The following is a 16,166-nucleotide window of genomic DNA, read 5'->3' as shown; positions in this document are numbered from 1 at the left end:
TCCGTACCCTCGGACGAGATGGCGGCCACGCTGCCGCGGCCCGCGCTCGCCGGACGGCAGGGCACGTGCTCGCCGGGCGGGACGCGAGCGGACGGCCGGCGGCAGTTCGCGTAACGTCTGCGTAACCAGGCCCGGGAACACTGGGCGATCAGGTCGGGTGCAGCCCGGCCAAGGCGGACAGCAAAGTGTCGCGAGGGGTTGGGGAAGTGGACCGTCAGCAGGAGTTCGTCCTCCGGACGCTGGAAGAGCGGGACATCCGGTTCGTCCGTCTGTGGTTCACCGACGTGCTGGGCACGCTCAAGAGCGTCTCGGTGGCGCCCGCCGAGCTGGAAGCGGCCTTCGAGGAGGGCATCGGCTTCGACGGCTCGGCGATCGAGGGCTTCGCCCGCGTCTTCGAATCGGACATGGTGGCCATGCCCGACCCGACCACCTTCCAGGTCTTCCCCTTCGAGGGCGGGGTCAGCGGCGAGAGCGCCCGGATGTTCTGCGACATCCTGCTGCCCGACGGCGGGCCCTCCTGGGCCGACCCCCGGCACGTGCTGCGCCGCGCGCTGTCCAAGGCCGCCGAGAAGGGCTTCACCTTCTACACCCACCCCGAGATCGAGTTCTTCCTGCTGGAGAACGGCCCGCAGGACGGCTCGGTGCCCATTCCGGTCGACACCGGTGGCTACTTCGAGCACACCACCCACGCCGTGGCTCGGGACTTCCGTCGCCAGGGCGTGCTGGCGCTGGAGCGGATCGGCATCTCGGTGGAGTTCAGCCACCACGAGGTCGCGCCCGGCCAGCAGGAGATCGACCTGCGCTACGCCGACGCGCTCACCACCGCCGACAACATCATGACCTTCCGGCACGTGGTCAAGGAGGTGGCGCTCTCCACCGGCGTGCAGGCCAGCTTCATGCCGAAGCCGTTCACCGATCAGCCGGGCAGCGGGATGCACACCCACCTGTCGCTGTTCGAGGGGGAGCGCAACGCCTTCCACGACGCCGGCGACCCGATGAAACTGTCCAAGGTGGCGAAGTCCTTCATCGCCGGCCTGCTGGTGCACGCCCGGGAGTACACCGCGGTCACCAACCAGTGGGTCAACTCGTACAAGCGGCTCTTCCCGCAGGCCCTGCCCGACCGGATCACCGAGAGCCCGGCGTACGTCTGCTGGGGTCACCTCAACCGGTCCGCGTTGGTCCGGGTGCCCGCGTACGGCAAGCCCAACTCGGCCCGCGTCGAGGTCCGCTCACCGGACTCGGCGGCCAACCCGTACCTCGCCTTCGCGGTGCTGCTCGGCGCCGGCATGAAGGGCATCGAGGAGGGGTACGAGCTGCCGCCGGGCGCCGAGGACGACGTCTGGTCGCTGACCAGCGCCGAGCGACGTGCCATGGGGTACGAGGCCCTGCCGGAGAACCTGGCCGAGGCGATCGACGTGATGGCCGGCTCCGAGCTGGTCGCCGAGGTGCTCGGCGAGCATGTCTTCGACTTCTTCCTGCGCAACAAGCGGGCCGAGTGGGAGCAGTACCGCCGCGAGGTCACCCCGTACGAGCGGCAGCGCTACCTGGCGCTGTAGCCGCTGGGGCTGACGCGTTTGCGCGCTGCCGCTATCGTCTCGATCACCGCGCCGGTACCCCTCCGGGCGGAGAGTTCGGGAGGCAGTCGGTGCTGGAGGATCTGCTCAGCGGTGTCTGGCAGAGCGTCGTGTTCGGGATCGTCGGCGTGGGGCTGATGGCGGCCGGCTTCGTGCTGGTCGACCTGCTCACGCCAGGTCGGTTGCGGGACCTGATCTGGGTCGACCGCAACACCAACGCGGGGTTGCTGCTCGCCGCCAACCAGCTCGGCATCGCCGGGATCGTCTTCACCGCGATCCTGACCAGCTACAGCGACTTCGGGAAGGGGCTCGCCTCCACCGTGGTGTTCGGGCTGGTCGGGTTGGCCATCATGGCGCTGGCCTTCTTCGTGCTCGATCTGCTCACCCCGGGCAAGCTCGGCGAGGTCATCTGCTCGCCCGAGCCGCACCCGGCGGCCCGGGTCAGCGCCGCCACCCACTTCGGCGCCGCGCTGATCGTGTGCGCCTGCATCGCCTGAGCGCGGTCGTCGTACCCCGGCCGTAGCGTGCCGGGCATGAACCGCACGGACCGCCTCTACGCCCTGGTCGAGGAGCTGCGGGCGGTGTCGCCACGGCCGCGCAGCGCCCGCTGGCTGGCCGCGCGCTTCGAGGTCAGCAGCCGGACCATCGAGCGCGACCTAGGTGCGTTGCAGGAGTCCGGCGTGCCGATCTGGGCCGAGCCCGGGCGCACCGGCGGCTACGTGCTGGACCGCGCCCGCACCCTGCCGCCGGTCAACCTGACCGCCGCCGAGGCGGTGGCGATGGCCGTCGCGCTGCACCGGCTCGCCGGCACGCCGTTCGCCGGGTCGGGCGCCACGGCGCTGCGCAAGCTGGTGGCGGTGCTGCCGGCCGCCGACGCGGCCGAGGCGCACCGGCTCGCCGGTCGGGTGCACCTGGTCGGCGACGGGCCGGCCACGCCCGTCCCGGCCATCGTCGCCGACGCGGTCGCCGCGCGGCGGGTGCTGCGCATCCGGTACGCCGACCGCGACGGCACCGAATCACTACGCGACGTCGAGCCGCTCGGCTACCTGGGCAACCCGCGACACTGGTATCTGCTCGCCTGGTGCCGGCTGCGCGATGAGCTGCGCTGCTTTCGCACCGACCGGATCCGGAGCGTTCGGGCGTTGCCCGAGATGGTGGCCCGGGAATTCCACCCGACGGATCTCGACATCCCCCACGACCGGGTCCGCCCACTGAGCCTGGTCTGAGACGCCGCAGCGCGGCAGTCTCGCGTCAGCGCATGGCACGGTCGGTACGAACCCCGTCGGCTGATCCGGAAACACCGACAGGACGGTGTCGCGGACGCCCCCGAGACTGCTCCAGACGACGGCCGAACGGCCGGCACGGGAAACCTCTGGAGGCAGCAGATGTCCACGACGCCCATCACCTGGTTCGAGATCGGCACCGACCGGCCGGAGGAGGCGGAGCGCTTCTACGGCGAGCTGTTCGGCTGGACCTTCGAGGAGCAGGGCGGGCCCGGCGGGTCCTACCGCGTCACCGGTGCCGGTGGCGACACCGGGATCGGCGGAGCGATCCGGGGCACCGACGGGACGTCGCCGAACTACGCGGTGTTCTACGCCGAAGTCGCCGACGTGGCGGGGACCTGCCGCCGGGCCGAGGCGGCCGGCGGCAAGGTGCTGGTGCCGGCGCGTACGGCCCCGAGCGGGCTCACGTTGGCCCACCTGCTCGACCCGGCCGGGAACCACCTGGGTGTGTTCACGCCCCCACCCGCCCAGGGCTGACCGGGCCAAGCAGGTCTGATGCGCCAAGCAGGTCTGACGCGCCAAGCAGGTCTGACGCGCCAAGCAGGTCTGACGCGTCAAGCAGGTCTGACGCGTCAAGCAGGTCTGACGCGTCAAGCAGGTCTGACGCGTCAAGCAGGTCTGACGCGTCAAGCAGGTCTGACGCGCCAAGCAGGGCCGGTCGGCGCGTGTCGGGACGGTGATCGACTCCAGATCGCCGATGTGGCGGTGTCCATATGCCTGGACACCGCCACATCGGCGAAACGGAGTGGATCAAGCCGGGCCGGCGCCGGCACAGGTCCGGGTCAGCCCGTCGGGGTCACTCGCTGGGCGTGGCCTCGGGAGCGTCCGGCTGGTCGGAGCCCTTCGGGCCACCCTGACCGTCGGGGCCACCCTTGTCGCCCTTGTCACCGGCGCCACCCTTGTCACCGTGGCCACCCTTCTCGCCCGGGCCACCCTTGCCGCCCGGACCGTCGTGACCGCCGGGGAAGACGCCGGCCTCGACGGCCTTGGTGATGGCGTCGGCCTGCTCCTGGGTGAGCTTGCCGTCCTCGACCGCCTTGTCCAGCCGCTCCTTGAGCGCGGCCTGACGGTCCTCGGCGGACGGGCGCTCCGGCCGGTCGGCCGGCTTGTGCTGCTCGCGGACCTTCTCCAGCGCGGCGGTCACCTTGTCGGTGGAGACGCCCAGCTCCGTGGCGAGCGCCTCGGCGAACTCGCCCTGCCGGTCGGCCTTCGAGCCCTGCTTCTCGGTGGTGCTGCTGGCGCTCGGGGTCGGCGTGTCGCCGTCCGCGGCGAACGCCATCGTCGGAGCGGCGATCCCCACGCTGAGGACGCCAGCGGTGGCCAGGCCGGCCAGCAGGTGCTTCTTGCGGATGGTGCGGGACATGCTCTCCTCCAGGTAACTCGGTGGTGTTGCGATGTCGTAACCGACTGTGACCACGGGGGCTGGGTGTAAGCCGTGCCGAACCTGTCCGCCGGCTGGCAATCCGGGTCGAGAAATGGGACAAACCTGTTGCTTCGGCGCGTCCGGTGGGCGAAGGTGGTTGCTCTCCGTGCCCGCTGGCCGCGCTACGTGGGGTCGGCCGGGTCCATCGACGGAAGGCAGCTCTCGTGACGTCCACCGTGATCAGGGAACTCCCGCTCGTCGACCCGCAGGCCGGGCCGTACGGCATCACGACCGGCCCCGACGCGGCGCTCTGGCTGACTCTGGTCCACGCCGGCGAGATCGCCCGTATGGACGTGGACGGTTCGGTGCGCCGCTGGCCGGCCGGTGGCCCGGGTAGTCGGCCACTGATCGTCACGCCCGGCCCGGACGGTGCGCTCTGGTTCACCCGCTCCGGGGACGACCGGATCGGCCGGATCACGACCGACGGAGAGCAGAGCGAGGTCGTTCTGCCGGCGGGCACCGGCCCGGGCGGCATCGCCGCGGGCCCGGACGGCGCCCTCTGGTACGCCGGGATGAGCTCCGACACCGTCGGCCGGGTCAGCACCGACGGCGTGGTCACCGAGGTGCGGCTACCAACCTCCGGGGCGTTCGCCTCGATGGTGGCGGCCGGGCCGGACGACGCCGTCTGGTGCACGCTCAACCAGGCGAACGCGATCGCCCGGGTCGGCATGGACGGGGCGGTGCGCGTGCACCCGCTTCCCACCGAGGGTGCCGCGCCGGTGGGTATCACCGCGGGTGTGGACGGAGCGTTCTGGTTCGTGGAGATCGCCGCCGGTCAGGTCGGGCGGATCACCCCGGACGGCCGGATCGAGGAGTACCCGCTGCCGGACCGGACGGCACGGCCGCACGCCATCGTCGCCGACCCGGCCGGCGGCGCCTGGTTCACCGAGTGGGCCGGCAACCGGATCGGCCACGTCGACCCGGCCGGCCGGGTCGACACCTACGAGCTGCCCACTCCGAAATCCGAGCCGCACGGTCTCACCGTCACCCCTGACGGCACCGTCCACGCCGCCCTGGAAATCGGCCGCCTGGCCCAACTCACCCCCTGACCCCGACTCCCACCGTCCTGCGGGTCAGGCGACTGCCGGTTGGACCGTGAGGGTGCCGGCGTCGGTGTCGAGGGTGGCCGGGGTGCCGACGGGGACGGTGAGCTGGCCGGGGCCGTGGCCGATCGGCAGCCCGCCGAGCACCGGCACGCCGAGGTCACCGAGACCTTCGGTGAGCACGTCGGCGACCGTGGTGTCCCAACTGTCGGCGCAATCGGTGAACTGCCCGACCGCCACCCCGGCCAACCCGTCCAGCGCACCGGCCCGGCGCAGCTGGGTGAGCATCCGGTCGACCTTGTACGGGGGCTCCTGCACGTCCTCGATCAACAGCACCGCCCCGGTCAGGTCGGGCAGGTCCGGCGTGCCGATCGACGCGGCGATCATGCACAGGTTGCCGCCGAGCAGGGTGCCGGTGGCGCGACCCGGGACGCGTACGCCGAAGGTGTCCTCGGCGGGCACCGCGGCGACCGACACCGGCTCGGTCGTCATCAGCGCCGCGTGCAGGGATTCGGCGGAGCGCAGTGGGGTCCGCTCGTCGCGCCAGGCCGCCCCCGGGCCGTGCACTCCGGCCAGCCGGGCACCCCGCCACAGCGCGAACTGCAACGCGGTGATGTCCGAGAAGCCGGCCACCACCTTCGGGTCGCGGCGGACGGCGGCCATGTCGATGGCGTCCACGATCCGCTGGACGCCGTACCCGCCCCGGGTGCAGATCACCCCGCGCACCTGCGGGTCGGCGAACGCCGCGTTCAGGTCGGCGGCGCGCAGATCGTCCGCGCCGGCCAGGTAGCCGTGCCGGGCGTACGCGTTCGGCGCCAGCACCGGCCGCAGACCCCAGCCGGTCAGCAGCTCCACCCCACGGGCCACCCGCTCCGGCGAGGTCGGCCCGGACGGTGACACCAGCAGAACCGTGTCGCCGTGCTGCAGTACGGGCGGGCGGACGACGGAGTTCACGGCACGGTGGTCGGGCACAGCGGCAGAGCTTAGCCGGGTCGGCGGGTCACTGGTCGGCGTACCGCTCGGCCCAGTCGGGTGCCGGCGGAATGGGCGTGATCACGTCGATCAGGACGCCTGCGGGGTCGGCGACGATGAAGTGTCGCTGCCCGAAGTCCTCGTCGCGCAGTGTCAACTCAGGGCGGAGCCCGCCGCGGACGATCAGCCGCTCCCATTCCGCGTCGACGTCGGTGACCTCCACGTTCAGCAGCAGCCCTTGCGCCGGCTTTCGGTATGCCTCCGGGACCGATGGGTGCCGGTGGTCGAGCAGTGCCAGTTCGTGGGCCGGAGGGCCGGGGCGGCGCAGGCTCACGTACCAGTCCGCTTCGAAGGTCGTCTCGAACTCAAGGAAGCGCCGGTAGAACTCGTGGCACTCGGCCAACTTGGTGGTGCAGATGACCGGGTAGAAGCTGGTGACATTCATCGGGACTCCTTCGCGTACCATCGGTATGTCAATGACCGTATTTCGCGTACCGCTGGTATGTCAATGGAGGCGTGATGGGCCGGGGAGTGCGTGAGGAGCAGCGGGAGCAGACCCGGCGGACACTGCTGCTGCAGAGCCGGCATCTCTTCGCGACACGCGGCTACCAGGCCGTCGGCCTGGCAGAGATCGTGGGCGCGGCCGGGGTGACCAAGGGCGCGCTCTACCACCACTTCGCCAGCAAGGTTGAGCTGTTCCGGGCGGTGCTGACCCAGGTGCAGCAGGAGGTGGGCGGTCGGGTCGCCGCCATCGCCGATGCCCAACCTGACCCGTGGTCTCGGCTCACCGCCGGCTGCCAGGCGTTCCTCAGTGCCAGCGCCGATCCCGACTTGCAGCGGATCATGCTGGTCGACGGGCCCGCCGTGCTCGGCTGGCACGAGTGGCGGGCCCTGGACGAGGCCACCTCCGGCCGACACCTGGCCGACGCGCTCGCCGACCTCATCACGGCGGGCGTGATCGCCCCACAGCCGGTGGCACCCCTGTCCCACCTGCTCTCCGGTGCGATGAACGAGGCCGCGCTCTGGCTGGCCGGATCGGCAGACCCGGCCGACCTCGTCGCCACCCAGGCCGCGCTGTCCCGGTTGATCGACGCGCTGCGGGTCAACGAGCCGCTGTAGGTCCGATCACCGGCACTCTTCTGAGCGGGCCTGTGGCGGGGCGTGGCGCACCCGGCCCACCGGCTAGCCTCGACGGGTGGCAACCGCGCTGGTGATCGAGAACGACCCGACGGACGACGCGCGCCGGCTGGGTGAGTGGCTGACCGAGGCTGGGCTGGAGCTGTGGGTGGTTCGCCCGCACGCCGGCGACGAGCTCCCCGCCGACCTGGAGGGGTACGCGGCGCTGGTGGTGCTCGGCGGCGACCAACAGGCGTACCCGCTGCCGGACGGCTCGCCCGGCGCACCCTGGTTTCCCGCCGTGGAGGGTCTGCTGCGCAAGGCGGTCCGCTACCGGGTGCCCACCCTGGCGGTCTGCCTGGGCGCGCAGCTGCTCGCCACCGCGCACGCCGGGCTGGTCGAGCGGAGCCCTTCCGGGCCGGAGATCGGCCCCGGCGTGGTCGGCCGGCGCGACGCCGCCGAGGGCGACCCGCTGTTCCGCTACGTGCCGCTGATCCCGGACGTGCTCCAGTGGCACTCCGATGAGATCACCGAGCTGCCCCGGGGCGCCACGCTGCTGGCCGCGTCCACCCGCTACCCGCACCAGGCGTTCCGGCTCGGCGACCGGGCGTGGGGGTTGCAGTTCCACATCGAGTGCGACGCCGCGATGATCGCCGACTGGGCCAGCGACTCGACCCAACTCGCCGAGCTGGGCTACGACCCGGAGCTGGTGGTCGCGGCCTGCGCCTCGGTGCTGGTCGACGTCGAGGAGGTCTGGCAGCCGTTCGCCGCCCGGTTCGCCGCGCTGGCCCTCGGCGAGCTGGACGACAGTACGACGCGGCGCGGTCTGCCGCTGCTCGGGCACTGATGAGCCGGCCGACCAGGGCGACGGGCTGGCTCGCCCGGTACGGCTTCGGCACCGCCGAGGGCGACGGCGGGGCGCGCGCCGCCGACCTGCTCGGCCCGGACGGGCTGCGGCTGTGGCGACCGGTCGAGCAGGAGCCCGTCGACGAGCCGGCCGGGGAGCTGCTCGCCGCGCTGTCCCGGGCCGCCGACCCGGACCTGGCGCTGCGTCAACTGCACCGCATCGTCGAGGCCGAACGCCGCACGAATGGCGGCACCGCCGAATCGGCCCTGCTCGCGGAGTTGCACACCGACCCCGGGCTGCGGCGGCGGCTGATCGCGGTGCTCGGTGCCTCGGCGGCGCTCGGCGATCACCTGGTGGCTCATCCCGAGCACTGCACGGCGCTGCGTACCGCCCCGGACGGGCTCGCGCCGATCGCCGAGGGGCGGCTGGAGCAGGACGGCGACGGTAACCCCGTGGCGGTGCTGCGAAGCGCGTACCGGCTGGCCCTGCTGCGGATCGCGGCGGCGGACCTGACCGGCGGGCGCGGCCTGGAGCAGACCATGGCCGCGCTCTCCGCGCTGGCCGACGCGACGCTGGCCGCGGCGTACGAGATCGCCGTCGCGGAGCTGGCGGAGGGCACCGAGCGGCCCCGGCTCGCGGTGGTGGCGATGGGCAAGTGCGGCGGCGGTGAGCTGAACTACGTCTCCGACGTCGACGTGATCTTCGTGGCGGCCGAGGACGCCGACCTGGCCGCCGCGACCCTGGTGGCGACCCGGCTGATCTACATCTGCGGGCTCGTCGCGTGGCCGGTGGACGCCGCGCTGCGCCCGGAGGGCAGCCGGGGCCCGCTGGTGCGGACCCTTGCCAGCCACCTGGCCTACTACCGCCGGTGGGCGCGCACCTGGGAGTTCCAGGCGCTACTCAAGGCCCGCCCGGCCGCCGGTGACCTGCCGCTGGCTCAGGAGTGGATCGACCAGCTCGCGCCGCTGGTCTGGCGGGCGGCCGAACGGCCCGAGGCGGTCGAGGACGTCCGCGCGATGCGACGCCGGATCATCGACCACATCCCGCCGAAGGAGTTGGAGCGCGAAATCAAGCGCGGCCCGGGCGGGCTGCGCGACATCGAATTCGCCGTCCAGTTGCTGCAACTCGTGCACGGCCGCGGTGACGAGACGCTGCGGGAACCCGGCACCATCCCGGCGCTGCGCGCGCTCGTCGCCGGGGGCTACGTCGGCCGGGCCGACGGCGAGGCGCTGCTGCGCGGCTACCGCTTCCTGCGCAGCGTCGAGCACCGGCTCCAACTGCAGGGCCTACGCCGTACGCACACGGTGCCCACCGAGCCGGGCGCGCTGCGCTGGCTCGCCGCCGCGCTGGGCTTCACGGCAGCGCCGGGGCGCAGCGCCGTGGAGAGCTTCCGGGCCGAGTGGGTCACCCACGCCGCCGAGGTACGCCGGCTGCACGCCAAGCTGCTCTACCGGCCGCTGCTGGAGTCGGTGGCCCGCGTGCCGGCCGACGGGCTGCGGCTCACCCCGGAGGCGGCCCGGCATCGGCTGGAGATCCTCGGCTTCGCCGACCCGGCCGGGGCGCTGCGCCACCTGCAGGCGCTCATCGGCGGGGTGAGTCGCACGGCGGCCATCCAGCGGACGCTGCTGCCGGTGCTGCTCAGCGAGTTCGCCGACGCGCCGGAGCCGGACCGGGGGTTGCTCAACTACCGGAAGGTCTCCGACAAGCTGGGCAGCACCCCCTGGTATCTGCGGCTGCTGCGCGACGGCGGCCCGGTCGCCCGTCGGCTGGCCCGGGTGCTCGCCCTGTCCCGCTACGTCGCCGACCTGCTCGCCCGGGACCCGGAGGCGCTGCGGCTCCTGGCCGAGGAGAACGAGCTGGCGCCGCGATCCAGCGAGGTGCTCCGGGACGGGTTCCTCGCGGCGGCGGCCCGGCACACCGACCCGGTCGAGGCGACCCGCGCGGTGCGCGCACTGCGGCGCCGGGAGCTGGTCCGGGTGGCGTGCGCCGACGTGCTCTGCCGGGCAGGGGCGCTCGCACCCACCCCCACCCGGCCCGACGGCGCGAAGCGAGCACCCGGGCTGGCCGACATCACCGAGGTCGGTACGGCGCTCGCCGACGTCACCGACGCCACCCTGGCTGCCGCCCTGCGCGCCGCCCGGGCCAGCCAGCCGGCGCCACCCGGGCTGCGGTTCGCGGTGATCGGCGTGGGACGGCTCGGCGGGTACGAGTCGAACTACCTGTCCGACGCCGACGTGCTCTTCGTCTACGACTCGCCCACCGGCAGCGGCGACAGCGCGGCCAGCACCGCCGCACACGCGATCGCCGAGGAGCTACGCCGACTGCTCGGCGTGCCCGCCCCCGACCCGCCGCTCGGCGTCGACGCCGACCTGCGCCCCGAGGGCCGGCAGGGTCCGCTGGTACGCAGCCTCGCCGCCTACGCGCAGTACTACGCCCGCTGGTCGCGGGTGTGGGAGGCGCAGGCGCTGCTGCGCGCCCGGTTCGTCTGCGGCGACGCCGACCTGGGCGCCGAATTCGAGGCGATGATCGACCCGGTGCGGTACCCGGCCGACGGACTGACCCGCGAGCAGGTCGTCGAGATCCGCCGGATCAAGGCCCGGGTGGAGACCGAGCGGCTGCCCCGCGGCGCCGACCCGGCCACCCACACCAAGCTGGGTCGCGGTGGGCTGGCCGATGTGGAGTGGGCGGTGCAGCTCGTCCAGCTCCGGCACGCCGGCGCGATCCCGGCGCTGCGCGGCACGCGTACCCTCGACGCCCTCGCGGCCGCCGAGCGGGCCGGCCTGGTCGACCCGGCGGACGCCGCCGAGATGGCCGCCGGCTGGTCCCTGGCCGCGCAGGTGCGCAACGCGTTGATGCTGGTACGGGGCCGGGCCGGCGACCAGCTGCCCCGGCACGGGGTGGAGCTGGCCGGGGTGGTTCGGCTGCTCGGTCGGGACGACCCGGGGGAGTTCCTCGACGAGTACCTGCGGATCGGCCGCCGCTCCCGCGCCGCCGCCCAGCGCGTCCTGGAGGCGTAAGGGGCCTTTCAGCTGCCGAGGGTGTACTCGCCCGGGCGGGGGACCGTGACGGTGGTCCAGTCGCCGTCGGCGGTGACTGTGGCGCCGCCGGACGCGGCCAGCCAGCGGCTGTGCCGGACCCGGACCGCGACCGGGCCGGCGGTCGGTGCCCGGAAGGTCACCGCCGCGCCGTCGGCGCGGACCAGCTCGGCGGGCGCGGCGACCAGCGGCGTCGGGTCGGCCACCGCCCAGACCCGCCAGTGCGGGCCGGACCAGACCGGCGTCAGATACGGCAACCCGCCCTCGACCAGCTCCGCCTCGGCGCGCCCCACCCAGGACAGGGGGGCGTCCGGCACCGCCACGAACTGCACGGCGTTCTCTGCCAGCCAGGCCCGGTAGGTGGACGGGGTCAGCGGTACGCCGGTGCCGGCCGCACCTGGCACGGTTGTGAAGAACAGCGGGTTGCGGTCGATGTCGGCCTGTCGCAGCCAGCCCCGGGCCAGCGGCACCTCACCCAGCCGCGCCGCCTCCCAGTAGTTGCGCGTCGGTGGCACCTCGACCCGGCCGGTGAGCTGGTGCCCGGCCAGGAACGCACGCAGCGGCGCGTAATAGCCGGGCGCGCTGGTCGGGTCGCCGATGCCGCGCAGGTCGGCGGGGACCACCGGCGGCTGCCAGACGCAGACCGTCACCAGCAGCGCGGCCAGGCCGACACCGCCGACCAGCCGGGCTCGGGTGGGGCGTGCCGCCCGGCGGGCCAACCGTTCGGAGAGCCAGGCCGGCGGGTGGGCGGCGGCGGCCAACACCGGCAGCGCGAACATCGTCACCAGCCGGGTCGCGTTCAACCCGACCGGAGTGTGCACCAGGGCGGCGGCGAGCACCCCCGCCGCGGCGAGCAGCGCGCCGAACCGCACCGGCCGGTACGCCACCAACGCCGCCACCACCAGACTGGTCAGCGTCGCGCGCAGTGTGTCGGTGCGGCTGATGTTCATCCAACCGCCGTCGCCGAAGAACAGCGCCGTCGCCGCGAGCGGCACGGCCGCCGCGACCCCGAGTGTCAGACCGTCGGCGTACCGGCGGCTGAGCAGCAGCGCGGTGCCCGCGAGACCGACGAAGAGACCCGCCACCGGGCTCGTGGCCGAGGCCAGCAGGGCGCAGCCCGCCGCGAGACCGAGCCGCCACCACGGCCTTCGGCCCGGGGGTACGCCCCGACTCAACGCGAGCAGCGCGGCCAGCCCGAACGCCACACCCAGGGCGTAGGTGACCCGGCCGGAGACCAGGTTGCCGGCCAGCGTGACCACCCCTACCAGGCTGCCCAGCAGTGGCCGGGGCACGTCGCTGCGGACCAGCAGCGCGGCCAGCGCGGCGGCCGACGCCACCAGCGCCAGCGCACCGGTCACCCGCACGCCGAGCAGCGCCATGATCGGCTGGGACAGCAGGCTGTAGCCGAACTGCTGCACCCCGCCGTACCAGCGCAGATCCACCGGCGTCGCACCGTGGGCGGCGAAGAAGTCCGCCCTGGCGACCTGCGCGGCGAGGTCCGAGCCCATCAACGGCAGGGCCAGCCAGAGCACGCCGAGCACGACGGCGGAACCGGTGGCCACCGCCACCACCCGACTGCGCCGCATGCCCACCTCCGTACCGCGACCACCGTACTGGCAGCATGTCCGGCGTGCCTCACCACCTCGCGCGTTGGATCGGACTGGCGGGTTCGGCGCTGCTCGCCGTCGCCGCGTTCCTCGGCGGCGCCCTGCCCGGGTCACCCCTGCGCCCCACCCCGGTCAGCATCTGGCAGGGCCCGAACGGGCCGCTGGTCATCGCCGCCTGGCTGATCGGCACCGCGCTGATGGCCTACGCCTGGTGGTCGCTGCGCGACAACGTGCCGTCGACCCGCTGGGCGCTGATCACCGTCGGGCTCTGGCTGCTACCGGTGCTGATCGCGCCGCCGCTGGCGAGCCGCGACGTCTACGCGTACGCGTGCCAGGGTGCCAGCTACGCGGCCGGGATCAACCCGTACGAGCAGGGTGTCTCCGCGCTGCCCTGCCCCTGGCTGGACACCATCTCCTACATCTGGCGGGACACCCCTGCACCGTACGGGCCGCTGTTCGTGGTGCTGTCCGGCGCCGTGGTGAAGGCCACCGGCTCGCTCACCGGCGCGATCGTGGCGTTCCGGCTGATCGCGGTGGCCGGAGTGGCGCTGACCGCTCTCAGCCTGCCGGTGTTGGCCCGGCGTGCAGGCGTACCCGCCGGACGGGCGATCTGGTTGGCGCTGGGCTGCCCGCTGGTCGCCGTGCACCTCGTCTCCGGCGCGCACAACGACGCGCTGATGGTCGGCCTGCTGGTCTCCGGGCTGGCGGTGATCGCCTCCCGGCCCGGCCGCCCCGGGCCGCTGCTCGCCGGTGGCGTGCTGCTCGGCCTCGCCGCCGCGATCAAGGTGACCGCGCTGGTCGTGGTGCCGTTCGCCGCGTTGGCCGCGATCGTCGGCGGATACTCGGTCCGTGCGCTGATCCGGCAGGGCGGGTGGGTGGTCGGCGGCGCGGTCGCCGTCGTGGCCGGGGTGACCTTCGCGGCCGGGCTGGACTTCGGCTGGGTCGGTGGGCTGGCCCGCGGCGGCGACGTGATCGCCTGGACCTCGCCGTCCACCGCCGTCGGGCAGACCATCGGCTACCTGGCGGTGCCCTTCGGCGGGCACATCGACGCGCTGCCGGTGACCCGGGGGATCGGCATGGCCGTGCTGGCCCTGCTGCTGGTCTGGCTCTGGTGGCGGGCCCGCACCCGGGAACCGCTGTGGTACGCCGCCCTGGCGCTGGCCGCCACGGTCGCCCTCGCGCCGCTGTTCCACCCCTGGTACTGGATCTGGCCGCTGGCCGTGCTGGCGGCCACGGCCCGGCGGACCCGATGGTTCACCGTGGTAGCCCTGTTCTCGTCGTTCCTGGTGCTGCCCGACGGCACCGGCCTGCCTCGGTTCACCAAGTCGGTCGGTGCGCCGTTGATGACGCTGTTGGTGATCGTGCTGGTCATCCGGTTGGTACGGTCGGCTCGGGCGGCCCGTCAGCCGGTCGCCGCCGACTGAGGGAAGGTGCGCCGGTGACCGCTCCCGGCGCACCCCAGCAACCTGTTCCGCCGGGGTCTGGCCCTCCGCCTGCTCCGCCGCCGCCCGGCCCGCCGCCTGCTCCGCCGCCTGGCCCGCCGCCCGGCCCGCCGCCTGCTCCGCCGCCCGGTCTGCTGCCGCCCGTTTCGTCGGCGGCGGCATCGGCTGTGCGGTACGTCGGCCTGGCCGGCGCGGTCCTGCTCGCCGTGGCCGGGTACCTCGGCGGGGCACTGCCCGACGCCCCGCTGGGCGCGACGCCGGTGTCGATCTGGCGAGCCCCGGGCGGCCCGGCCACGCTGACCTGCTGGCTGGTCGGCACCGCGCTGCTGGTCGGCGCGTGGTGGTCGTTGCGCGAAGGCGCTCCGTCGACCCGCTGGGCGTACGCCACCGCAGGGCTGTGGGCGCTGCCGCTGCTGGTCGCGCCGCCGCTGGGCAGCCGGGACGTCTACTCGTACGCCTGCCAGGGCTGGACGTACGCGCACGGCGTCGACCCGTACACGGTGGGCGGGGCGGCGGCGGGCTGCCCGTGGCTGGACGCCGTGGCGCCGATCTGGCGGGACACTCCGGCACCGTACGGGCCGGTCTTCGTGCTGCTCGCGGCGCTCGCGGTGGGCCTCGGCGGCGGGCTGATCGGCACGGTCGTGCTGCTGCGCGTGATCGCTGTGGCGGGGCTGCTGCTGGCCGTACTCTGCGTGCCCGGGTTGGCCCGGGCGGCCGGGGTGCCGACCCGGCGGGCGGCCTGGCTGGCTCTGGCGTGCCCGTTGGTCGGGGTGCACCTGGTGGCCGGGGCGCACAATGACGCGCTGATGCTGGGCCTGCTGCTGTACGGGCTGCTGATCGTGGTCCGCCGACCGGGCCGGCCGTCGGCGTTGCTGTTCGCCGGGGCGCTGCTCGGGCTGGCCGTGATGGTGAAGGCCAGTGCTGTCGTGGTGGTGCCGTTCGCCGCGCTGGCCGCGGTGCACGGCCGCTACACCGTACGGGCGCTGCTGCGCGACGGTGGCTGGCTGGCCGGCGGGCTGCTCGCCTCGTTGCTGGTCACCTCGGCGCTGTCCGGCCTCGGGTTCGGCTGGGTGGGCGGGCTGACCCACAGCGGCGACTCCGAGCAGTGGACCTCGCCCCCCACCGCCGTCGGGCTGGTGGTGGACTACGCCGGCGCGCTGGTCGGCCGGGACCCGCAGGCGGTGCCGGTGGTCCGGGCGGTCGCGCTGCTGCTGCTCGTCGGCGTGCTGGTGGTGTTCTGGTGGCGGGCCTGGCGGACGTTGGGCGCGTTGACCGACGTCCGGCAGCGGACGCCCCGGATCGAGGCGACCGGCCCACGGGTGGCGCTGCACGGCGCGGCGCTGGCGCTGGTCGCCACCGTCGTCCTGTCCCCGGTCTTCCACCCCTGGTATGCGACCTGGCCCCTGGCGCTGCTCGCGCTCACCGCGTCCCGGACGACGTGGTTCGTGCTGCCGGCCTCGGCGGCGGCCTTCCTCGCCCTGCCCGACGGCACCAACCTGGCCCGCTTCACGAAGGCCCCCGGCGCCCTGGCGATGACCGCCCTGCTCCTGGTGGTGCTCCTGCTCGGCGCTCGCCGCGCGGCCGGCGCTCGCCGCGCGGTCCGCGCCGCGCGCAGGCTCCGGTGATCGGTGGTTGCTGGGTGATAAATCGGGCTAAACGCCTTCCTGGCCTCGTGTTCACCCAGGGCTAGCGGTCAAGATCGTGCTCGATCCAGGATCGAGTGGCATCAGCGCGTCGGTAGACCACTACATCCTGGATCGAGCACGATCTTCGGCGCGGGGCGCGGGGCGCGGGGCGCGGGGCGCGGGGCGCGGGGCGCGGGGC

At 73.9% G+C, this 16,166-nt stretch carries 13 protein-coding genes and 1 pseudogene; 10 read left to right on the top strand and 4 right to left on the bottom strand.

Annotated elements, in window-relative coordinates:
* The first annotated feature begins 206 nt into the window (after nucleotides 1-206).
* From glnA to ABZS37_RS24400, 4 genes are all read left to right on the top strand, one after another.
* Nucleotides 207-1,556, top strand: a complete 1,350-nt coding sequence (gene glnA, locus ABZS37_RS24415) for a type I glutamate--ammonia ligase (RefSeq protein ID WP_354996905.1) — start codon at nucleotides 207-209, stop codon at nucleotides 1,554-1,556.
* 89 nt (nucleotides 1,557-1,645) lie between these two features.
* Nucleotides 1,646-2,071 (top strand): DUF350 domain-containing protein, encoded by a 426-nt coding sequence (locus ABZS37_RS24410; RefSeq protein ID WP_354996906.1) that lies wholly within the window; start codon nucleotides 1,646-1,648, stop codon nucleotides 2,069-2,071.
* A 36-nt stretch (nucleotides 2,072-2,107) separates the two neighbouring features.
* A complete protein-coding gene (locus ABZS37_RS24405; RefSeq protein WP_355172490.1) occupies nucleotides 2,108-2,800 on the top strand; it encodes a WYL domain-containing protein in 693 nt (230 codons plus the stop codon).
* Between the two features lie 159 nt (nucleotides 2,801-2,959).
* Nucleotides 2,960-3,334: a VOC family protein gene (locus ABZS37_RS24400; RefSeq protein ID WP_355172488.1), complete on the top strand. Its 375-nt coding sequence runs from the start codon at nucleotides 2,960-2,962 to the stop codon at nucleotides 3,332-3,334.
* A gap of 460 nt (nucleotides 3,335-3,794) precedes the next feature.
* On the opposite strand, the pseudogene ABZS37_RS24395 reads toward ABZS37_RS24400, so the two are convergent.
* Nucleotides 3,795-4,220, bottom strand: a pseudogene (locus ABZS37_RS24395) (hypothetical protein); the annotation flags it as partial.
* 224 nt (nucleotides 4,221-4,444) lie between these two features.
* Between ABZS37_RS24395 and ABZS37_RS24390 the strand changes: the two are divergent.
* A complete protein-coding gene (locus tag ABZS37_RS24390) occupies nucleotides 4,445-5,329 on the top strand; it encodes a virginiamycin B lyase (RefSeq protein WP_355172486.1) in 885 nt (294 codons plus the stop codon).
* A 24-nt stretch (nucleotides 5,330-5,353) separates the two neighbouring features.
* On the opposite strand, the gene ABZS37_RS24385 is transcribed toward ABZS37_RS24390, so the two are convergent.
* Nucleotides 5,354-6,295 (bottom strand): LD-carboxypeptidase, encoded by a 942-nt coding sequence (locus tag ABZS37_RS24385; protein ID WP_355172484.1) that lies wholly within the window; start codon nucleotides 6,293-6,295, stop codon nucleotides 5,354-5,356.
* A gap of 28 nt (nucleotides 6,296-6,323) precedes the next feature.
* Nucleotides 6,324-6,740 carry a VOC family protein gene (locus ABZS37_RS24380; protein ID WP_355172482.1) on the bottom strand — a complete coding sequence of 139 codons (417 nt, stop codon included), beginning with the start codon at nucleotides 6,738-6,740 and terminating at the stop codon, nucleotides 6,324-6,326.
* Nucleotides 6,741-6,814: 74 nt separating this feature from the next.
* On the opposite strand from ABZS37_RS24380, the gene ABZS37_RS24375 reads away from it, so the two are divergent.
* The 3 genes from ABZS37_RS24375 (at nucleotide 6,815) to ABZS37_RS24365 (ending at nucleotide 11,275) form a co-directional block, all read left to right on the top strand.
* Entirely contained in the window at nucleotides 6,815-7,414 is a 600-nt protein-coding gene (locus ABZS37_RS24375; RefSeq protein WP_355172480.1) for a TetR/AcrR family transcriptional regulator, read from the top strand.
* Between the two features lie 76 nt (nucleotides 7,415-7,490).
* Complete coding sequence (locus ABZS37_RS24370; RefSeq protein WP_355172478.1) at nucleotides 7,491-8,258, top strand: type 1 glutamine amidotransferase; 768 nt, start codon at nucleotides 7,491-7,493, stop codon at nucleotides 8,256-8,258.
* Nucleotides 8,258-11,275: a bifunctional [glutamine synthetase] adenylyltransferase/[glutamine synthetase]-adenylyl-L-tyrosine phosphorylase gene (locus ABZS37_RS24365; RefSeq protein WP_355172476.1), complete on the top strand. Its 3,018-nt coding sequence runs from the start codon at nucleotides 8,258-8,260 to the stop codon at nucleotides 11,273-11,275. Before ABZS37_RS24370 ends, ABZS37_RS24365 begins: the two co-directional genes overlap by 1 nt.
* An 8-nt stretch (nucleotides 11,276-11,283) precedes the next feature.
* On the opposite strand, the gene ABZS37_RS24360 is transcribed toward ABZS37_RS24365, so the two are convergent.
* Nucleotides 11,284-12,879: a hypothetical protein gene (locus tag ABZS37_RS24360; RefSeq protein WP_355172474.1), complete on the bottom strand. Its 1,596-nt coding sequence runs from the start codon at nucleotides 12,877-12,879 to the stop codon at nucleotides 11,284-11,286.
* 44 nt (nucleotides 12,880-12,923) lie between these two features.
* Between ABZS37_RS24360 and mptB (ABZS37_RS24355) the strand changes: the two genes are divergently transcribed.
* The gene (gene mptB / locus ABZS37_RS24355; protein WP_355172472.1) at nucleotides 12,924-14,324 is read left to right on the top strand and encodes a polyprenol phosphomannose-dependent alpha 1,6 mannosyltransferase MptB; all 1,401 of its coding nucleotides are present in this window, start codon (nucleotides 12,924-12,926) and stop codon (nucleotides 14,322-14,324) included.
* A gap of 185 nt (nucleotides 14,325-14,509) precedes the next feature.
* On the top strand, nucleotides 14,510-15,967 hold the full coding sequence (gene mptB / locus ABZS37_RS24350) for a polyprenol phosphomannose-dependent alpha 1,6 mannosyltransferase MptB (protein WP_355172470.1): 1,458 nt from the start codon (nucleotides 14,510-14,512) through the stop codon (nucleotides 15,965-15,967).
* Nucleotides 15,968-16,166 lie beyond the last annotated feature (199 nt).

This window comes from Micromonospora sp. NPDC005413 (genome assembly GCF_040606435.1).
Taxonomy (GTDB): Bacteria; Actinomycetota; Actinomycetes; order Mycobacteriales; family Micromonosporaceae; genus Micromonospora.
This window is presented reverse-complemented; position numbering and strand designations above follow the sequence as displayed.

Coding starts and splice junctions, on each gene's coding strand:
- ABZS37_RS24405 (WP_355172490.1), top strand. CDS start 2,108: ATGAACCGCACGGACCGCCTCTACGCCCTGGTCGAGGAGCTGCGGGCG.
- ABZS37_RS24400 (WP_355172488.1), top strand. CDS start 2,960: ATGTCCACGACGCCCATCACCTGGTTCGAGATCGGCACCGACCGGCCG.
- ABZS37_RS24380 (WP_355172482.1), bottom strand. CDS start 6,740: ATGAATGTCACCAGCTTCTACCCGGTCATCTGCACCACCAAGTTGGCC.
- ABZS37_RS24375 (WP_355172480.1), top strand. CDS start 6,815: ATGGGCCGGGGAGTGCGTGAGGAGCAGCGGGAGCAGACCCGGCGGACA.
- ABZS37_RS24365 (WP_355172476.1), top strand. CDS start 8,258: ATGAGCCGGCCGACCAGGGCGACGGGCTGGCTCGCCCGGTACGGCTTC.
- ABZS37_RS24360 (WP_355172474.1), bottom strand. CDS start 12,879: ATGCGGCGCAGTCGGGTGGTGGCGGTGGCCACCGGTTCCGCCGTCGTG.